Raw genomic sequence first — 15601 nt, 5'->3', positions numbered from 1 at the left:
GCTCAGCCGCCCGTCATGGGCGGAAACAGGGCGATCTCACGGGCGCCGGCAATCGGCTCCTTGTGGTCGACATGTTCCTGGTTGATGGCCGCGCGGATGACGTTTTCATGTTCGAGCGCCGCTTCGTATTCGTCGCCGAGCGTCTTCAGATGCTGGAGCAAGTCGGCAATGGTGACGACGCTGGCGGGAACGTCCAGGGTCTCTTCGCCCTTGCCGATGCGCTCGCGCACCCAGGAGAAATAGACGAGATTGACGGTGCTCATTCGTTGACCACGTGCTTGAGGCCGGCGCGGAAATAGTCGTAGCCCGTGTAGAGCGTGATGGCGGCGGCGATCCACAGGAGCACGATACCCGCTTCCGTCGTGTAGGGCAAAATCTTGTCGCCAGCAGGACCGGCGAGCAGGAAGGCGATGGCGACCATCTGGATCGTCGTCTTCCACTTGGCGATGCGGGTGACGGGCACGCTGACCTTCAGTGCCGCCAGATATTCGCGCAGGCCGGACACCAGGATTTCGCGGCAGAGGATGATGATCGCAGCCCAGATCGACCAGCCGGCGATCGTGCCGTCAGCGGCGACCAGCAGCAGGATCGAGGCGACAAGCAGCTTGTCGGCGATCGGATCGAGCATCTTGCCGATGTTCGACGTCTGCTTCCAGATGCGGGCGAGATAGCCATCGAAGAAGTCGGTGATCGACGCAATCGCGAAGAGCGTGACCGCCGTCCAGCGCGCGAAATCCGAACTGTGCAGCCGCCCTTCGATGAAGAAGCAAAGGACGATCAGCGGCACGATCAGGATTCGGAAATAGGTGAGCAGGTTCGGGATGCTGTAGGCGACGGGCGTGGGCATGGATTCGTGTTCTCTGGTTCGTCAGGTACAGAATGACTTTGCTGACCGGAGGTCAACAGGTCATCACGCGGCAATTGTCATATTTGCCTGATTCCATGTGAACGCCCGGTGAATTGTGACACCCGGTTGTCATTTGGCACCATCGTCGTGGAAATGTTCGTAGACCAGCCGGGCCACCGTCTCGGAAATCCCGGCGACGGCCATCAGGTCGTTGATGCCCGCGCGCGAGACGGCCTTCGCGGTGCCGAAATGCGTCAACAGCGCGCGCTTACGCGTCGGCCCGATGCCGGCGATTTCGTCGAGCGGGTTCTTGACCATCTCCTTCTTGCGACGGGCGCGATGCGAGCCGATCGCAAAACGGTGCGCTTCGTCGCGCAGCCGCTGGATGAAGTAGAGCACCGGATCGCGTGGCGGCAGCGTGAAGCTGTCGCGGCCAAGCGCGAAGAAGCGTTCGCGTCCGGCGTCGCGGTCGACACCCTTGGCGACGCCGATCGCGGTAACGCAGTCCTCGACATCGAGCTCCTTCAGGATGGCCCGCACGGCAGTCATCTGCCCCTGGCCGCCGTCGATGAGGATGACATCGGGCCAGGCGGGGAAAGCGCCGTCGTCAGACTCTGCGGTCCGGTCCGGCTTGCCTTCTTCCTTCAGCAGTCGCGAGAACCGCCGCGTCATCACTTCCCGCATCATGCCGAAGTCGTCGCCCGGGGTGATGTCGGTCGATTTGATGTTGAACTTGCGGTACTGGCCTTTGACGAAACCTTCCGGCCCCGCCACTACCATGCCGCCGACGGCATTGGTGCCCATGATGTGGGAGTTGTCGTAGATCTCGATGCGGCGCGGTGCGCGCTCCAGTTTGAAGGTTTCCGAGAAGCCTTCGAGCAGGCGCGATTGCGAGGCGGTTTCCGCCAGCTTGCGGCCATGGGCTTCGCGCGCGTTGGCGAGCGCATGATCGACGAGATCCTTCTTCTCGCCGCGCTGCGGCACCTGGATCGCGACCTTGTATCCGGACTTTTCGCTCAGCGCCTGGCCGAGCAGTTCCTGCTCCTCTACCGCCTCGCAGAGAAGGATCTGCCGGGGACAGGGCTTGTCGTCGTAGAACTGCGCCAGGAACTGCGAGAGCACCTCCGCTGTCGGCAGCGACGGGTCGGCCTTCGGGAAATAGGCGCGGTTGCCCCAGTTCTGACCGGTGCGGAAGAAGAAGACCTGGATGCAGGATATGCCGCCCTCGTGATGGATCGCGAAAACATCGGCCTCCTCGACACCGGCGGGATTGATGCCCTGGTGGCTCTGGACGTGGCTGAGCGCTGCCAGCCGGTCGCGGTAAAGGGCGGCCCTCTCGAAGTCGAGGTTCTCCGAAGCCTCGCCCATGGCAGCCGCGATGGTTGCCTTCACCGCCTGGCTCTTGCCCGACAGGAAGTCCTTGGCTTCGCGCACCAGTTCCGCATAGTCGGGGTCGCTGATTTCGCGGGTGCAGGGCGCCGAACAGCGTTTGATCTGGTAGAGCAGGCACGGCCGCGTCCGGGTCTCGAAGACGCTGTCTGTACAGGTCCTGAGCAGGAAGGCGCGCTGCAGCGAATTGATCGTGCGCCCGACGGCGCCAGCCGACGCGAAGGGGCCGAAGAAGTCCCCCTTGCGGCTGCGTGCGCCGCGGTGCTTGTAAAGCGCCGGCGCCCGGCTGTCGCCGGTCACCAGGATATAGGGGAACGACTTGTCGTCGCGCAAAAGCACGTTGAAGCGCGGCCGGAGGCGCTTGATCAGGTTCGCTTCGAGCAGCAGCGCCTCGATCTCGGTGCGCGTCGTCACGAACTCCATGTTGGCGGTCTCGCGCACCATGCGCGCGATACGGTTGGAATGGCCACGTCCCTGGGCATAGTTGCTGACGCGCTTCTTCAGGCTGCGCGCCTTGCCGACATAGAGAACGTCGCCGGTCTCGTTGAACATGCGGTAGACGCCAGGGCCGTTTGGCAGGAGCTTGACGAAGGCCTGGATCAGCTCCGCGCCCTTCAAGCCTTCCATTTCGGCGCGATTCTCGTTCCACTCGACGGGTGGCGTGGCACTCGTGCTTTCTGCGACCTCGATCAGATCGTCGTCGTCTTCCGCTTCGCTGCCGTCATAGAGGATGCCGCCGTCTGTCGGCACGCGTCCGTTCATTCCACTATCTCCCTGATGTCGGGCGTTTCCCAGGCGAGGTGCTGGCCCCCGTCGAGCGCGATCATCTGTCCGGTAATCGACGGCGTGTCGAACAGGAAGCGGATCGTCCGTCCGAATTCGTCGAGCGTCGGCCCGCGTCTGAGAATCAGGGCTTCGACCTGCGCCTCAAAATCCTGCGGGTCCTGCCGCTCGTTTGGCAAAGTCGGCCCGGGGCCGATACCGTTGACGCGGATGCGCGGGGCGAGCGCCTGCGCCATCGTCCGGGTAGCGGTCCAAAGCGCCGACTTCGACAACATATAGGAATAAAAGCGCGGATTGGGAGCCCAGACGCGCTGGTCGATCACGTTGACAATGAGTCCATTGGCGTCCGCCGGAAGCAGTTCAGCGAAATCGCGCGCCAACAGGGAAGGGGCCTTCACATGCAGGGCGAAGTGCTGATCCCAGATTGATTCGTCGAAAGCGTCGAGGCTGTCCTTCTTGAAGACCGAGGCATTGTTGACGAGCAGGTTCAGCGGGCCAAGCGCCTCTGCGGCGCGTGCGATGAGCGTCGAAGTCTCCGCCGTATCGGTGAGGTCGGCGCGAAGCGCGATGGCCTTCGTTCCACCTTTCGAGAGTGCTTCGACCAGAGCTTCCGCTTCGTCAAATGAGGCGTCGGCATGAATGGCGACCGAAAAGCCATGGGCCGCGAGGTCCTCAACTATAGCTTTGCCGATCCGCTTGGCGCCCCCGGTCACGAGGGCGGCCTTTCGTGCTTTCTTCAACGTTTCATCCCGCTTTTTCGAATCTTCGCGTCAGCCGACCAAGATATAGGCAAGAAACGTGAGCCTGAAACACTCCCTGACAGTTTCTTGCCGAAAAATTAATGGAATTGGCGTAAATTGTATTATTTTGTATGTGTATAGTATATCTTTCGTTAATCTTGAATCATGGTTAATAAATCCCCTGTTGCACCAAGGCAACATCAAATTTCGGGCGTGTTTGTGCCACCAAAATTTCACATTTTGGCTCTTGTGAATCCGCATTTGCTGACCAATTTCAGCTCAACCGGGCGGGTTAATTGAAAGTTGTCCGATGTTTCACTGTGGGACCCCAAGCCCAAGGGGCATCGGTACGAAAAGGAGAATATTTATGCGTACGCTCACCACCACCCTCATGGCTTCGGCTATGACCCTCATCGCCTTCCAGGCCGCCCAGGCTGCTGATGCGATCGACGAAGTTCCGGCTGCTCCGCAGGCCGAATACACCGAGCCGGCGCAGAAGAACTGGTCGGGCGCCTATGTCGGTGGTACCGCCGATTGGCACCATGGTCAGTTTGACGCGACCGGCAGCAACACGGCAGCCGGCTTCGGCGGCGGTCTCTACGGCGGCTACAACATGCAGAGCGGCCAGATCGTATACGGCGGCGAAGCGGATGTCGGCTACTCCGGTCAGGATTCGAGCAAGGGCAACCTGCGCATGAAGCAGGGCGTCAACGGCTCGCTGCGCGCACGCGTCGGCGTCGATCTGAACCCGGTTCTGCTTTACGGCACCGCCGGTCTCGCCGTCGGCCAGGCCAAGGGCACCGTTGGTGGCGCTTCCGACAAGAACACCATGGTCGGCTGGACCGCAGGTGCCGGCGCGGAAACCTTTGTCACCGACAACATCACCGCACGCGTCGAGTACCGTTACACGGACTACGGCTCGAAGGACTTCCGGATGGGCGGCACCAACGTCTCCTCCGGTTACGACGAACACAGCGTTCGCGTCGGTATGGGCGTGAAGTTCTGATCGGCTCTCGCCGGATCAAACAAGAAGGCCGGGGCGACCCGGCCTTTTTTGTGCGCGTTTCCTACGCTTTGAACTTGGAATAGTCGGGAAAGTGCTTTTCGAACTTCGCCGGCCAGTTCTTGAGTTTGGCGCGACCCTTCTGCCATTCGCCGGCAAAGCGCAACTCGATGTAGCGCAGCATCGCCGCAAGGGCGAAATGGCCGCCATGGAGCTTGGCTCCGGTCTTCGGCAGGTTGGCGTTCAGATGGTCGAGGCTGCGTTCGACCTTTTCCCATTGCCGGTCGATCCAGGGCTGATGCACCTTCTCCGGCGGGTGTGAACGTTTCTCGTAGACGATCGCCAGCAGGCTGTCGCAGACACCGTCGCACAAAGCTTCGAGGATCTCGACATCGGTCCGCTTGCCCGCGTTCTTCGGGTAAAGCTTGCCCTTCGTTTCCCGATCGATGAAGTGCATGATCGCGCGGCTGTCATAGACCGAACGCCCATCGTTAAGGATGAGTGTCGGTATCTTACCGAGCGGATTGTTGCCGATCAGTTCGGGTGGATTGGCTCCGGTGTCGGTCAGGACGCTGTCGGCGGAGAACCCGGCATAATGCGCCGCCATCCGAACCTTGTTCGAATAGGGCGAGGCAGGAGAGTACAGTATCTTCATCGAGCGTCTTTCTTCTGGTCCAGAGCAATTCCGACGAGAGTGCGAAGCGGAATTGCGTCCGGAATTGCCTAAGAACAAATACCTATGGAGCCGGAGGCAGTGAAACGCTGTCTTTCCTGCATGCCTGGCGATCGACCGCCGGGCAGGATCGGAAATTCAGCGACTTGTCGAAGCAGATCCGGATTTCTTCGAGCATGTTGCCTTCGCACGTAACCGCGACCGCGTCTTTTGTCATGCCAGGGTTTTGGGCGACGAGCGTGCTTTCGATCGCGTTGACGGACATGTTCGTTTGTTGCCGGGGCGGGGAGAGTTCTGCTGGTAGCGCGAGCCTGTTCCAGGCCGCGCGTGTGACGGCGAAGTAGTCCTCCTGACTGAGCCCGGAACAGGTGCCGTGCTTGCGCCACTGATGGCCGATCAGGCCCATCGACGGAATGAGATCGAGATACCGCTTGCCGAGCGAGGAGGGCACACGGTCCGATTGCCGCGTCGGGCAGAAATCCGGGAAACCTCTTTCGTTCTGAGGCCATAGGCCGTGCACAATCAGGCCGCGGTTGCTGCCGATCTCGCATTGGCTGGATTTTCCGTTGGGATCGTTGTCGCCGCACCAGGTCGGCGACCAGGAGAGCGAAAGCACATAGAAATCGAATCCGCTGCCGACCGGCACCGCGTCGATTGCTTTTGCAGGTTTCGTCTCGGCAGCCGGCGGCGCCTTCTCGGTACTCTGATCGCTGCAGCCGGCCAGGCTAGCCGCAACGAGAAGCGCCGGCAGAAGCCGGCGCGCATTCCGGATTGCTTTCATGATTAGCGGAGCGAGGCGCAATGCGCGCCATAGACATACCAGGGATCAAGCCCGCCGACGCAGAACTCGATGCTTCTGCCGACGCCGGCAAAGCCCCAGGGGCGTTCGATGAGGTAGTAGAGCGAGCGCTGCTGGCCGTCGGTCATGACCGCCGTAGCATAGCAATATTCACGCTCGACCAGATGAGTCTCATCGCGGAACTCTTGCCGGTTCTGTCCCATGTTGCGGATATCGGCGATCGACAGATTGGCGTGCAGGTAGTTCGCATCCCGGTATTCGAAGCGCGAAGTGATGAAACCGAGCACCGAGGACTCGCTGCAAACACCTGCGTTATAGGATTGGACCTGGCCGCTGCCGATATAGTCGGCGGCGGATGCGCCCGGCGCTGCGGCGGCGGCGAGGGAAAGCGAGATGAGAAGCGTTGCTGCGAGCGTGCGAGTCATGGGCGTCTCCCTATATCGTCACAGGAGATTGCGGTGTGTCGCGCCCGTCCGTCAAGCCCCTCGGGTTGCCTGTTCTTCACCGCGCAGCCAGAAGCAGCGGGCGGAGGCGAAGCGATCCTGCGCCAACCGTGCTTTCAGGAACGGCAGCAGCAGATCGAGTTCGCCCTTCAGCGTGAAGGGTGGATTGACGATGATGAGACCGGAGCCGGAGAGGCCGGTGGTTTCGCGGTCGCTGCGGACCGACAGTTCGGCGCAGAGCATCTTCGGAATTTCGAGCGCCTTCAGTGCTTCGTGGAAAGCCTTGATGGGCGCGCCCTGCTTCACTGGATACCAGAGGCAATAGATGCCGCCGGCAAAGCGCCGGTAGGCGCGCGCCAGGCCATCGGCGAGGCGTTCGTATTCGCCTTCCTTTTCAAAGGGCGGATCGACGAGGATCAGCCCGCGCTTCTCTTTCGGCGGCAGATGGGCGCCGAGCGCCAGCCAGCCGTCCAGTTCGGTGATCCGGCTCTGGAAGTCGCCGTCGAAAAGCCGATGCAGGGTTTCATAGTCGTCCGGGTGCAACTCCATGGCAGACAGCCGGTCCTGCGGACGGAAGAGCATGCGCGTAAGCTTCGGCGAGCCGGGATAAAGCTTCAGCTCGCTGCCGGGATTGAGCGTACGGATGGTTTCGAGATACGGGGCGAGGATCGCAGCGATTTCGACAGGCAGATCGTCCTCGAGAAGCCGGCCGATGCCGTCGCGCCATTCCCCGGTCTTCTGCGCCTCTTCGCCGGAGAGGTCGTAAAGCCCGATGCCGGCATGGGTATCGAGCACGCGAAACGCCTTCTCCTTCTGCTGGAGATAGGTGACGAGGCGTGCCAGCACCGCGTGCTTCAGGACGTCGGCAAAATTGCCCGCGTGGTAGATGTGCCGATAGTTCATGAGCGCCGCCGATGGCTGAGATCAATTGTTGCGATGGGTGAACGATTGGCTCTTTGAGCCCGTTTGTCGATGCCATATAGAAAAGCCATGAACGTTGCGACCCCCATCAAAGCAGAAAAATCGATCGGCCATTCGGTCTGTCCGCACGACTGTCCCTCCGCTTGCGCGCTGGAGGTGGATCTGACTGCCGAAGGGCGGATCGGCCGCGTGCGTGGCGCTTCCGCCAACACCTACACCGCCGGTGTGATCTGCGCCAAGGTGGCGCGCTATTCCGAGCGCATCTACCATCCCGGCCGCCTCATGGTGCCGCAGCGGCGCAAGGGCGACAAGGGTGAGGGGAACTGGCAGGACGTCAGCTGGGAGGCGGCGCTCGACGAGATCGCCGACCAGTTCATCCGCGCCGAGCAGAAACACGGTGCGGAGGCGATCTGGCCCTACTTCTATGCCGGAACCATGGGGCAAGTGCAGCGCGATTCCATCGAGCGCCTGCGCCACGCCAAGCGTTACTCCGGCTTCTTCGGCTCGATCTGCACCAACATGGCCTGGACCGGCTTCGCCATGGCGACCGGCGCCTTGCGCGGACCCGATCCGCGCGAGATGGCCAAGGCCGATTGCGTGGTGATCTGGGGGACGAACGCTGTCGCGACCCAGGTCAACGTGATGACGCACGCGGTGAAGGCGCGCAAGGATCGCGGCGCAAAGATCGTCGTCATCGACATCTACGACAACCCGACGGTCAAACAGGCAGATATGGGTCTCGTCTTGAAACCCGGCACCGACGCAGCGCTCGCCTGCGCCGTTATGCACATCGCCTTTCGCGACGGCTATGCCGACCGGGCCTATATGACGGAATTCGCCGACGACCCCGCCGGGCTCGAAGCACATCTCAAGTCGCGCGGACCGGAATGGGCTTCCGCCATCACTGGTCTTTCGGTCGATGAAATCGAAGCCTTCGCCAAGCTTGTCGGCACGACGCCCAGAACCTATTTCCGCCTCGGCTACGGCTTTACCCGCCAGCGCAACGGCTCGGTCGCCATCCATGCGGCCGCCTCCGTCGCCACCGTTCTTGGCTCCTGGAAGCATGAAGGCGGCGGTGCCTTCCACTCCAACAACGATATCTTCAAGCTCGACAAGCGCGAACTGATCGGCTCGGCCTTCCACGATCCGGATGTCCGCATGCTCGACCAGTCGCAGATCGGTCGCGTGCTGACCGGCGATGCCGAGGCGCTGCGCCACCGAGGTCCGGTGACGGCGATGCTGATCCAGAACACAAATCCGGTGAACGTCGCGCCGGAACAGCGGCTGGTGAAGCGTGGCTTCCTGCGCGATGATCTTTTCGTTGCGGTGCACGAGCAGTTCATGACCGATACGGCTGCCGTCGCCGATATCGTGCTGCCGGCCACCATGTTCCTCGAACATGACGATCTCTATCGTGGCGGCGGTCACCAGCACATCCTGATCGGCCCGAAGGTGGTGGAGCCGCCGTCGACCGTGCGCACAAACCTGTTCGTCATCGAGGAACTGGCCAAGCGCTTGGGCGTTGCCGACCATGCCGGCTTCGGCCTGACGGAGCGCCAGCATATCGACCGGCTGCTTGCCAACTACGGCATCGGCTACGAGGAGATGAGACAAGAGAAGTGGCTGGACTGCCAGCCGGCATTCGAAGACGCGCACTACCTCAAAGGCTTCGGTCATCCGGACGGCAAGTTCCGCTTCAAGCCGGACTGGACGGGAACGCCGGCGGCGAACCGGCCGCCGAAGTCCATGGGCATTCAGGGGCCGCATGCAGCGCTGCCGGAGTTCCCTGACCATGTCGACCTGATCGAGGTTGCGGACGCCGAGCATCCCTTCCGCCTCGCGACCTCGCCGGCCCGTTCCTTCCTCAATTCGACCTTTGCCGAGACGCCTTCTTCGATTCAGAAGGAAGTGCGCCCGGAAGTGATGCTCCATGCCGAAGACGCCGAGGCGCTCGGCATCGCCGATGGCGATATCGTTCAGCTCGGCAACCAGCGTGGTGAGATCCGCCTGCATGCGAAGATCGGCGGGGGAACGCGTCGCGGCGTTGTGATCGCAGAAGGGCTCTGGCCGAACGGCGCCCATCTCGACGGGGAAGGGATCAACGTCCTGACCGGTGCCGATGCGGTGGCGCCCTATGGCGGTGCCGCCTTCCACGACAACAGGGTCTGGGTCAGATTGGCGCGCTAAATCAGGTTGTTCAACGGCAGACGGAACCCTCCATGAGCGGCGACCACCACCATGCAGATGTCGGTAGCACGCCGGTTTCGAGGCTCTGGGCGTCGCTCGGCCTGACCGGCGGCTTCATGCTGGCGGAGGTCGTCGGCGGTGTACTGACCGGCAGTCTGGCTTTGATCTCCGACGCGATGCACATGTTGACCGACACCGCGGCCCTTGCGATCGCGCTCGTCGCCATCCATGTGGGCCGCCGCCCATCCGATCTGCTGCGCACCTACGGTTATGCGCGTTTCGAAATCCTCGCGGCCGCCTTCAACGCGCTGCTCTTGCTCGCCGTTGCCTTCTACATTCTCTACGAAGCCTGGAAGCGGCTGTCGGAGCCGCAGGAGATCCAGTCGGGCGGCATGCTGGTGATCGCCGTCATAGGCCTTCTCGTCAATCTCGCCTCGATGCGGCTCCTGACGAGCCACAAGGACGAGAGCCTCAACGTCAAGGGTGCCTATCTCGAGGTCTGGTCGGACATGCTCGGCTCGCTCGCCGTCATCGTCGGTGCCGCGGTCATCTGGTTCACCGGTTGGAAATGGGTGGACTCCCTGCTCGCCGTCGGTATCGGCTTCATGGTCTTCCCGCGCACCTGGGTGCTGCTGAAGGAGTGCATCAACATCCTGCTCGAAGGCGCGCCGCCGGGCGTGCGGCTCGCCGATGTCCACGCGACGATCGCCGCCGTGCCTGGTGTCATCTCGGTGCATGATCTTCACCTCTGGGCAATCACCCAAAACCAACCGTCGTTGACCGCCCATGCGGTGCTCGCCGAGGGCGCCGATGGTGAAACGGTGCGCCGGGCGATCGAAGAGCGGCTGCGCCAGGAGTTCGACCTGCATCACACGACATTGCAGATGGAGCGCGAAGACCGCGCGACAACGGAACACATTCACTAGAACGCCGTGCGTTCAGACGAACGCACAAAGGACGCTCTAGCACTTTGATTGTAGAGCATCTTTCAGCTTTCGAGTGCTTCCACTTGAAAGCGGGATGCTCTAGAGGCAGGAACGGCCGGATGGCTGCCGCCAACGAAGGATTTCGCATGAGCACACATCACGATCCGCGCGTCAGGATCATCGGTCGCCGCACGCTTTGGGACGGGTTCATCCATCTTGAGGAAGTGACGCTCGAACAGGACATGTCGAACGGCATGACCGCGACCTTGAAGCGCGAGGTTCATGATCATGGCAGTGCCGCGACCATCCTGCTCGTCGACGCCAAGCGGCAAAGCGTGGTGCTTGTGCGGCAGCTGCGCGTTCCCGTGCTCTTGCAGGGGGACGAGGCCTACATGATCGAAGCGGTGGCCGGGTTGTTGGACGACGACACCCCGGAAGTTGCGATCGCCCGCGAGGCGTTGGAAGAGACCGGCTACCATGTCGAAGGCGCCACCCACCTTTTCGATGCCTATATGAGCCCGGGCGCGCTCACCGAGCGCACGAGCTTTTTCGTCGGCCACATCGACGTCACGGAAAAGCGTGGGGATGGCGGCGGGCTTGCGCATGAGGGAGAGGACATCGAAGTTCTCGAAATACCGCTTGATCGGGCCTTCGCTATGATCGCCACCGGCGAGATTTGCGACGCCAAGACGATCATGCTGCTGCAATGGGCAAAGCTCAACCGCAACGAACTCAGCGGCTAAATCATTGTTTTATAAGAAGATAATTTATTACGGATATTTCACTTTTTGATCGGTATCGGGTAAGCTAAAGCGCTGATGTTCTCATCATTGACATGGGCGCCCCATGACATCCTCCCTTTCGGAAAGCGCAACCGACGACGAGCAGCAGGCGGAGGGGGGCTGGATTTCCTTCCTGCGCCGCAACCGTCGCTCTCTTTCGGCCGCTGGTACGCTATTTGTGATCGCTCTCTTCGGCTTTGCGATCTTTCACCTGACATCCGAAGTTCAGTACGATGAAGTCGTCCAAGCCTTGGCAGATACGCCCTGGGCGTCGCTTGCGGCGGCGGTGTTCTTCACGGCGCTGAGCTTCCTGGCGCTGACCTTCTATGACGTCGGCGCGCTCGATTATGTCCGGCGCAAGCTGCCCTATGCCGATGTGGCGCTGACGGCCGCTTGCGCCTATGCGGTCGGCAACACCGCCGGTTTTGGCGCCTTGAGCGGTGGCGCGATCCGCTACCGGTCCTATTCCCGCCTCGGCATCGAGCCGGAAAATATTGCCCGGATCATTGCCTTCGTGACGCTTGCCTTTGGGCTCGGCCTTCTGACGGTGACCTGCCTCAGCCTGCTGGCGGTCGGCGAATATGTGGCGCCGATGACCGGGCTCGATCCGCTTTTGCTGCGCCTGATCGCCGTCGTCATCCTCGGCGGGTTGTTCACCGTGTTCTTCCTTGCGCGCGACGGCCGCGAGGTCAGCCTCGGACGCCTGACATTGCGGCTGCCGGATTCGCGCACGGTCTCGCGCCAGTTCCTGGTGACCGCGCTCGATCTCGCCGCTTCGGCAACCGTCCTCTATGTGCTCCTGCCGGCCGGCACCATCGGCTGGCCGGCTTTCCTCGCCGTCTACTCGCTCGCCGTCGGCGTCGGTGTTCTCAGTCACGTTCCAGCCGGCCTCGGCGTCTTCGAGACGATCATCATCGCGACGCTCGGCCACAACACCGATGTCGACACCATTCTCGGCGCGCTGGTTCTCTATCGCGTGATCTATCACGTGCTGCCGCTGGTGATTGCGATCGCCGTCGTTATCGGCATCGAGCTCCGCCAGCTCTCCGGCCATCCGGTCGCCTCAAGTGTGCGGCGCGTTGGCGGCCGGATGACGCCGCTGCTGCTGGCGACGCTCGGCGTCGTGCTCGCGATCATGCTGGTGCTTTCGAGCGTGACGCCGACACCCGACGAAAATCTGGCCTTTCTTGAAAGCCTGCTGCCCCTGCCGATCGTCGAGGGCGCCCATTTCCTCGCAAGCCTGCTCGGCCTTGCGCTCGTCGTCGTCTCCCGCGGCCTGGCGCTGCGCCTGGATGGTGCCTGGTGGGCGTCGATCGTGATTGCGATCGCCGCACTCCTGCTGTCGCTGATCAAGGCGATCGCGGTGGTGGAAGCGGGCATGCTCGCCTTCTTTCTCCTGGGGCTGCTCGTCAGCCGTCGCCTGTTCGTCCGTCCGGCATCCCTCTTTGGCCAGGCGCTCACCATACCGTGGCTGACGGCGCTTGGGGTCATCTGCCTCGGCGGACTGGTCGTCCTGCTCTTCGTCTACCGCGATGTCGAATACAGCCACGAGCTCTGGTGGCAGTTCGAATTTTCGGCCGAGGCGCCGCGTGGGCTGCGGGCGCTCCTTGGCGTCACCATCGGTGCCAGCATGCTTGCGATCTGGAGCCTGATGCGCCCGGCAACCGGGGCGGCGGAGCCCGCGTCCGACGATGCGATGGAGCGCGCCTTGGCGATCGTCGAGGCGCAAAACATGTCCGACGCCAATCTGGTGCGCATGGGCGACAAGAGCATCCTGTTCTCGGCCGACCGGCGGGCCTTCATCATGTACGGGCAGCGGGCCCGTTCCTGGATTGCGCTCTTCGATCCGGTCGGACCAATCGACGCCTGGCCGGAACTGATCTGGCATTTCATCGAGAAGGCGCGAGCCGCCGGCTGTCGTGCGGTTTTCTACCAGGTGTCGGCCGAAGGGCTTGCCTACTATGCCGATGCGGGGCTGCGCGCCTTCCGGCTCGGTGAACTGGCGCGCGTCGATCTCGCCCGTTTCGAGATGAAGGGCGGCAAGTGGGCAAACTTGCGCCAGCAGGTCAGCCGCGCCCAGCGCGACGGGCTGGAGTTCCAGGTCGTGCCGCCGGCGGACGTTCCTGAAATCATGGCCGACCTGACGGCTGTTTCCGATGCCTGGCTCGCCCATCACAACGCCAAGGAAAAGGGCTTCTCGCTCGGCGCCTTCGATCCGGACTATCTGACGGAGCAGCCGGTTGCGATCCTCACATGTAACGGACGCATTGTCGCTTTCGCCAATATCCTCGTGACCGGGACGAAGGAGGAGGGCACCGTCGATCTGATGCGCTTCTCGCCGGACGCGCCGAAGGGAGCCATGGATTTCCTCTTCGCCCAGGTAATGGAATATCTGAAGGGGGAGGGGTTCCGCGCCTTCAATCTCGGCATGGCACCCCTGTCCGGCATGTCGACGCGCCAGATCGCGCCGGTATGGGATCGGGCCGGCCGTACCTTCTTCGAACACGGCGAGCGCTTCTACAACTTCAAGGGCCTGCGCGCCTTCAAGTCGAAGTTTCATCCGCAGTGGCAACCGCGCTATCTTGTCGCCAGTGGCGGCATCAATCCGATCCTCGCCTTGATGGATGCGACATTCCTGATCGGCGGCGGTCTCAAGGGAGTGGTGAAGAAATGATCCGTGTCGCGAACGCCTGGAAATGCCTCACCTCGGCGGCGTTGCTGCTTTCGGTTTCCATTCTTCCTGCTGCCGCGGAAGACGCGCCGAAGAGCTACGATACCGGGATGATCCCGTCGCCGCGCATCATGTTGCCCAAGGAAAAGGCGACCGCACTGGTCGTGCTGCTTTCGGATGCTTCAGGCTGGACGGACAAGGAGCAGGCGGTCGCTGATACGCTCACCGGTGACAAGACCATCGTCATCGGTGTCGATCTCAAGGCTTATCTCGCGTCGCTCGCCAAGGATGACGGCGACTGCATCTACATGGTCTCCGATATCGAATCGCTCAGCCAGCAGGTACAGCGCGCCATCGGCAGCGATGCCTACCAACTGCCGATCGTTGCCGGTGTCGGCGCCGGTGGCGCCATGGCGCTCGCGATTGCCGCCCAGACGCCGCCAGCCACGATCGGCCAGACGCTGGCGGTCGATCCGGAGGAGGGCATCGCGCTCAGGAAACAGCTCTGCACTCCGGCCGATAAGGTGAAGAAAGGCGACCGCATGGTCTATGGCTTGACCGATGGTGCCTTGCCGGACCCGGTCTCCGTCGTCTTCTCGCCGGCAGCCTCCGCGGATGGGCGCTCGCATGTGGCCGCGCTTATCGCAAAGCATCCGGATGTCGATCAGGAAGACAGTGACGATGATGCCTTCACGGCATTGTCCGACCATCTCTCGGATATCATCGACAGCGAAAGCGACGCCGGCAACCCGTTCGGCCTGCCGCTGACCATTCTCGACGCCAAGCCGACGCGCGATACGATGGCGGTGATCTATTCGGGTGACGGCGGCTGGCGTGACATCGACAAGGAAGTCGGCGACGTCCTCCAGCAGCAGGGGGTGCCGGTCGTCGGCTTCGATTCCCTGCATTATTTCTGGTCGGAACGCGATCCCCAGGCGACGGCGGACGACCTTGCCAAAGTGATGAGCTACTACCGCAAGCACTGGAACGTGCGCAACGTACTGCTGATCGGCTATTCCTTCGGTGCCGACGTTCTGCCGCGAACCTTCAACCTGCTGCCATCAGGCGAAAAGGCGCATGTCCGCCAGGTGACGCTGATGGCGCTGTCGCACTTGGTCGACTACAAGGTGTCGGTGCTCGGCTGGCTGGGTGCGGAAGGCGATGGCAAGGGCGGCGATCCGCTCGACGACATCAAGCGCATCGATCCGGCGCTGGTGCAATGCATCTACGGCACCGACGAAGAGGATGATGCCTGCCCTGAATTGAAGGGAACGGGCGTCGACGTCATCGGCATCGACGGTGGCCATCACTTCGACGAGGACTATCCGGCATTGACGCGGCGTGTGCTCGATGCGCTCGATCGCAGGCTGGCGTCGGCGAAGTGATGAATTGATCCAGCGCATCTTCCGCTTCCAGTAATTTCACTGAAAGCGGGGT

General features: G+C 62.2%; 14 protein-coding genes. 6 read left to right on the top strand and 8 right to left on the bottom strand.

The genetic code is table 11. The features are described from left to right. Nucleotides 1–2 precede the first annotated feature (2 nt). The 4 genes from moaD to ACTJKM_RS06900 all read right to left on the bottom strand — a co-directional run bounded on the left by moaD (nt 3) and on the right by ACTJKM_RS06900 (nt 3759). Nucleotides 3–263: a molybdopterin converting factor subunit 1 gene (moaD, locus tag ACTJKM_RS06915; protein ID WP_057252659.1), complete on the bottom strand. Its 261-nt coding sequence runs from the start codon at nt 261–263 to the stop codon at nt 3–5. Further along, a complete protein-coding gene (pgsA, locus tag ACTJKM_RS06910; protein WP_057252657.1) occupies nt 260–847 on the bottom strand; it encodes a CDP-diacylglycerol--glycerol-3-phosphate 3-phosphatidyltransferase in 588 nt (195 codons plus the stop codon). Before pgsA ends, moaD begins: the two co-directional genes overlap by 4 nt. A gap of 129 nt (nt 848–976) precedes the next feature. Further along, nucleotides 977–2998: an excinuclease ABC subunit UvrC gene (gene uvrC, locus ACTJKM_RS06905; protein ID WP_058329403.1), complete on the bottom strand. Its 2022-nt coding sequence runs from the start codon at nt 2996–2998 to the stop codon at nt 977–979. Then, nucleotides 2995–3759, bottom strand: a complete 765-nt coding sequence (locus tag ACTJKM_RS06900; protein WP_057252655.1) for an SDR family oxidoreductase — start codon at nt 3757–3759, stop codon at nt 2995–2997. The genes uvrC and ACTJKM_RS06900 overlap by 4 nt, the downstream gene beginning before the upstream one ends. 367 nt (nt 3760–4126) lie before the next feature. Between ACTJKM_RS06900 and ACTJKM_RS06895 the strand changes: the two genes are divergently transcribed. Continuing rightward, a complete protein-coding gene (locus ACTJKM_RS06895; protein ID WP_057252653.1) occupies nt 4127–4765 on the top strand; it encodes an outer membrane protein in 639 nt (212 codons plus the stop codon). A gap of 61 nt (nt 4766–4826) precedes the next feature. Here ACTJKM_RS06895 and ACTJKM_RS06890 read toward each other — a convergent pair whose 3' ends face one another. The 4 genes from ACTJKM_RS06890 to ACTJKM_RS06875 all read right to left on the bottom strand — a co-directional run bounded on the left by ACTJKM_RS06890 (nt 4827) and on the right by ACTJKM_RS06875 (nt 7580). Further along, on the bottom strand, nt 4827–5417 hold the full coding sequence (locus tag ACTJKM_RS06890; protein ID WP_057252648.1) for a glutathione S-transferase: 591 nt from the start codon (nt 5415–5417) through the stop codon (nt 4827–4829). Nucleotides 5418–5499: 82 nt separating this feature from the next. After that, nucleotides 5500–6216, bottom strand: a complete 717-nt coding sequence (locus ACTJKM_RS06885) for a ribonuclease T2 family protein (protein ID WP_440660079.1) — start codon at nt 6214–6216, stop codon at nt 5500–5502. 2 nt (nt 6217–6218) lie between these two features. Continuing rightward, nucleotides 6219–6659 (bottom strand): hypothetical protein, encoded by a 441-nt coding sequence (locus ACTJKM_RS06880; RefSeq protein ID WP_058329402.1) that lies wholly within the window; start codon nt 6657–6659, stop codon nt 6219–6221. A gap of 51 nt (nt 6660–6710) precedes the next feature. Continuing rightward, nucleotides 6711–7580, bottom strand: coding sequence for a 23S rRNA (adenine(2030)-N(6))-methyltransferase RlmJ (locus ACTJKM_RS06875; protein WP_058329401.1), 870 nt, complete (start codon nt 7578–7580; stop codon nt 6711–6713). Nucleotides 7581–7649: 69 nt separating this feature from the next. On the opposite strand from ACTJKM_RS06875, the gene ACTJKM_RS06870 reads away from it, so the two are divergent. The 5 genes from ACTJKM_RS06870 (at nt 7650) to ACTJKM_RS06850 (ending at nt 15549) form a co-directional block, all read left to right on the top strand. Then, the gene (locus ACTJKM_RS06870; RefSeq protein WP_058329400.1) at nt 7650–9785 is read left to right on the top strand and encodes a molybdopterin-containing oxidoreductase family protein; all 2136 of its coding nucleotides are present in this window, start codon (nt 7650–7652) and stop codon (nt 9783–9785) included. A gap of 32 nt (nt 9786–9817) precedes the next feature. After that, complete coding sequence (locus ACTJKM_RS06865; RefSeq protein WP_058329399.1) at nt 9818–10711, top strand: cation diffusion facilitator family transporter; 894 nt, start codon at nt 9818–9820, stop codon at nt 10709–10711. Nucleotides 10712–10857: 146 nt separating this feature from the next. After that, nucleotides 10858–11454 carry an NUDIX domain-containing protein gene (locus ACTJKM_RS06860; protein WP_058329471.1) on the top strand — a complete coding sequence of 199 codons (597 nt, stop codon included), beginning with the start codon at nt 10858–10860 and terminating at the stop codon, nt 11452–11454. A gap of 103 nt (nt 11455–11557) precedes the next feature. Continuing rightward, nucleotides 11558–14167 carry a bifunctional lysylphosphatidylglycerol flippase/synthetase MprF gene (gene mprF / locus ACTJKM_RS06855; protein ID WP_093232191.1) on the top strand — a complete coding sequence of 870 codons (2610 nt, stop codon included), beginning with the start codon at nt 11558–11560 and terminating at the stop codon, nt 14165–14167. Next, the gene (locus ACTJKM_RS06850) at nt 14164–15549 is read left to right on the top strand and encodes a virulence factor family protein (RefSeq protein ID WP_058329397.1); all 1386 of its coding nucleotides are present in this window, start codon (nt 14164–14166) and stop codon (nt 15547–15549) included. Before mprF ends, ACTJKM_RS06850 begins: the two co-directional genes overlap by 4 nt. The last annotated feature ends 52 nt before the right edge of the window (nt 15550–15601 follow it).

Source organism: Ensifer sp. 22460, from assembly GCF_052044935.1.
Classification (GTDB): Bacteria; Pseudomonadota; Alphaproteobacteria; order Rhizobiales; family Rhizobiaceae; genus Ensifer.
The sequence above is the reverse complement of the archived record's forward strand: the minus strand, read 5'-3'. Positions and strand labels throughout refer to the sequence as shown.

What these genes read in the sequence shown, in the direction of transcription:
- mprF (WP_093232191.1), top strand. Translation starts at nt 11,558, where the DNA reads ATGACATCCTCCCTTTCGGAAAGCGCAACCGACGACGAGCAGCAGGCG.
- ACTJKM_RS06895 (WP_057252653.1), top strand. Translation starts at nt 4,127, where the DNA reads ATGCGTACGCTCACCACCACCCTCATGGCTTCGGCTATGACCCTCATC.
- ACTJKM_RS06890 (WP_057252648.1), bottom strand. Translation starts at nt 5,417, where the DNA reads ATGAAGATACTGTACTCTCCTGCCTCGCCCTATTCGAACAAGGTTCGG.
- uvrC (WP_058329403.1), bottom strand. Translation starts at nt 2,998, where the DNA reads ATGAACGGACGCGTGCCGACAGACGGCGGCATCCTCTATGACGGCAGC.
- ACTJKM_RS06860 (WP_058329471.1), top strand. Translation starts at nt 10,858, where the DNA reads ATGAGCACACATCACGATCCGCGCGTCAGGATCATCGGTCGCCGCACG.
- ACTJKM_RS06885 (WP_440660079.1), bottom strand. Translation starts at nt 6,216, where the DNA reads ATGAAAGCAATCCGGAATGCGCGCCGGCTTCTGCCGGCGCTTCTCGTT.
- ACTJKM_RS06875 (WP_058329401.1), bottom strand. Translation starts at nt 7,580, where the DNA reads ATGAACTATCGGCACATCTACCACGCGGGCAATTTTGCCGACGTCCTG.
- ACTJKM_RS06880 (WP_058329402.1), bottom strand. Translation starts at nt 6,659, where the DNA reads ATGACTCGCACGCTCGCAGCAACGCTTCTCATCTCGCTTTCCCTCGCC.
- pgsA (WP_057252657.1), bottom strand. Translation starts at nt 847, where the DNA reads ATGCCCACGCCCGTCGCCTACAGCATCCCGAACCTGCTCACCTATTTC.
- ACTJKM_RS06870 (WP_058329400.1), top strand. Translation starts at nt 7,650, where the DNA reads ATGCCATATAGAAAAGCCATGAACGTTGCGACCCCCATCAAAGCAGAA.
- ACTJKM_RS06865 (WP_058329399.1), top strand. Translation starts at nt 9,818, where the DNA reads ATGAGCGGCGACCACCACCATGCAGATGTCGGTAGCACGCCGGTTTCG.
- ACTJKM_RS06850 (WP_058329397.1), top strand. Translation starts at nt 14,164, where the DNA reads ATGATCCGTGTCGCGAACGCCTGGAAATGCCTCACCTCGGCGGCGTTG.
- moaD (WP_057252659.1), bottom strand. Translation starts at nt 263, where the DNA reads ATGAGCACCGTCAATCTCGTCTATTTCTCCTGGGTGCGCGAGCGCATC.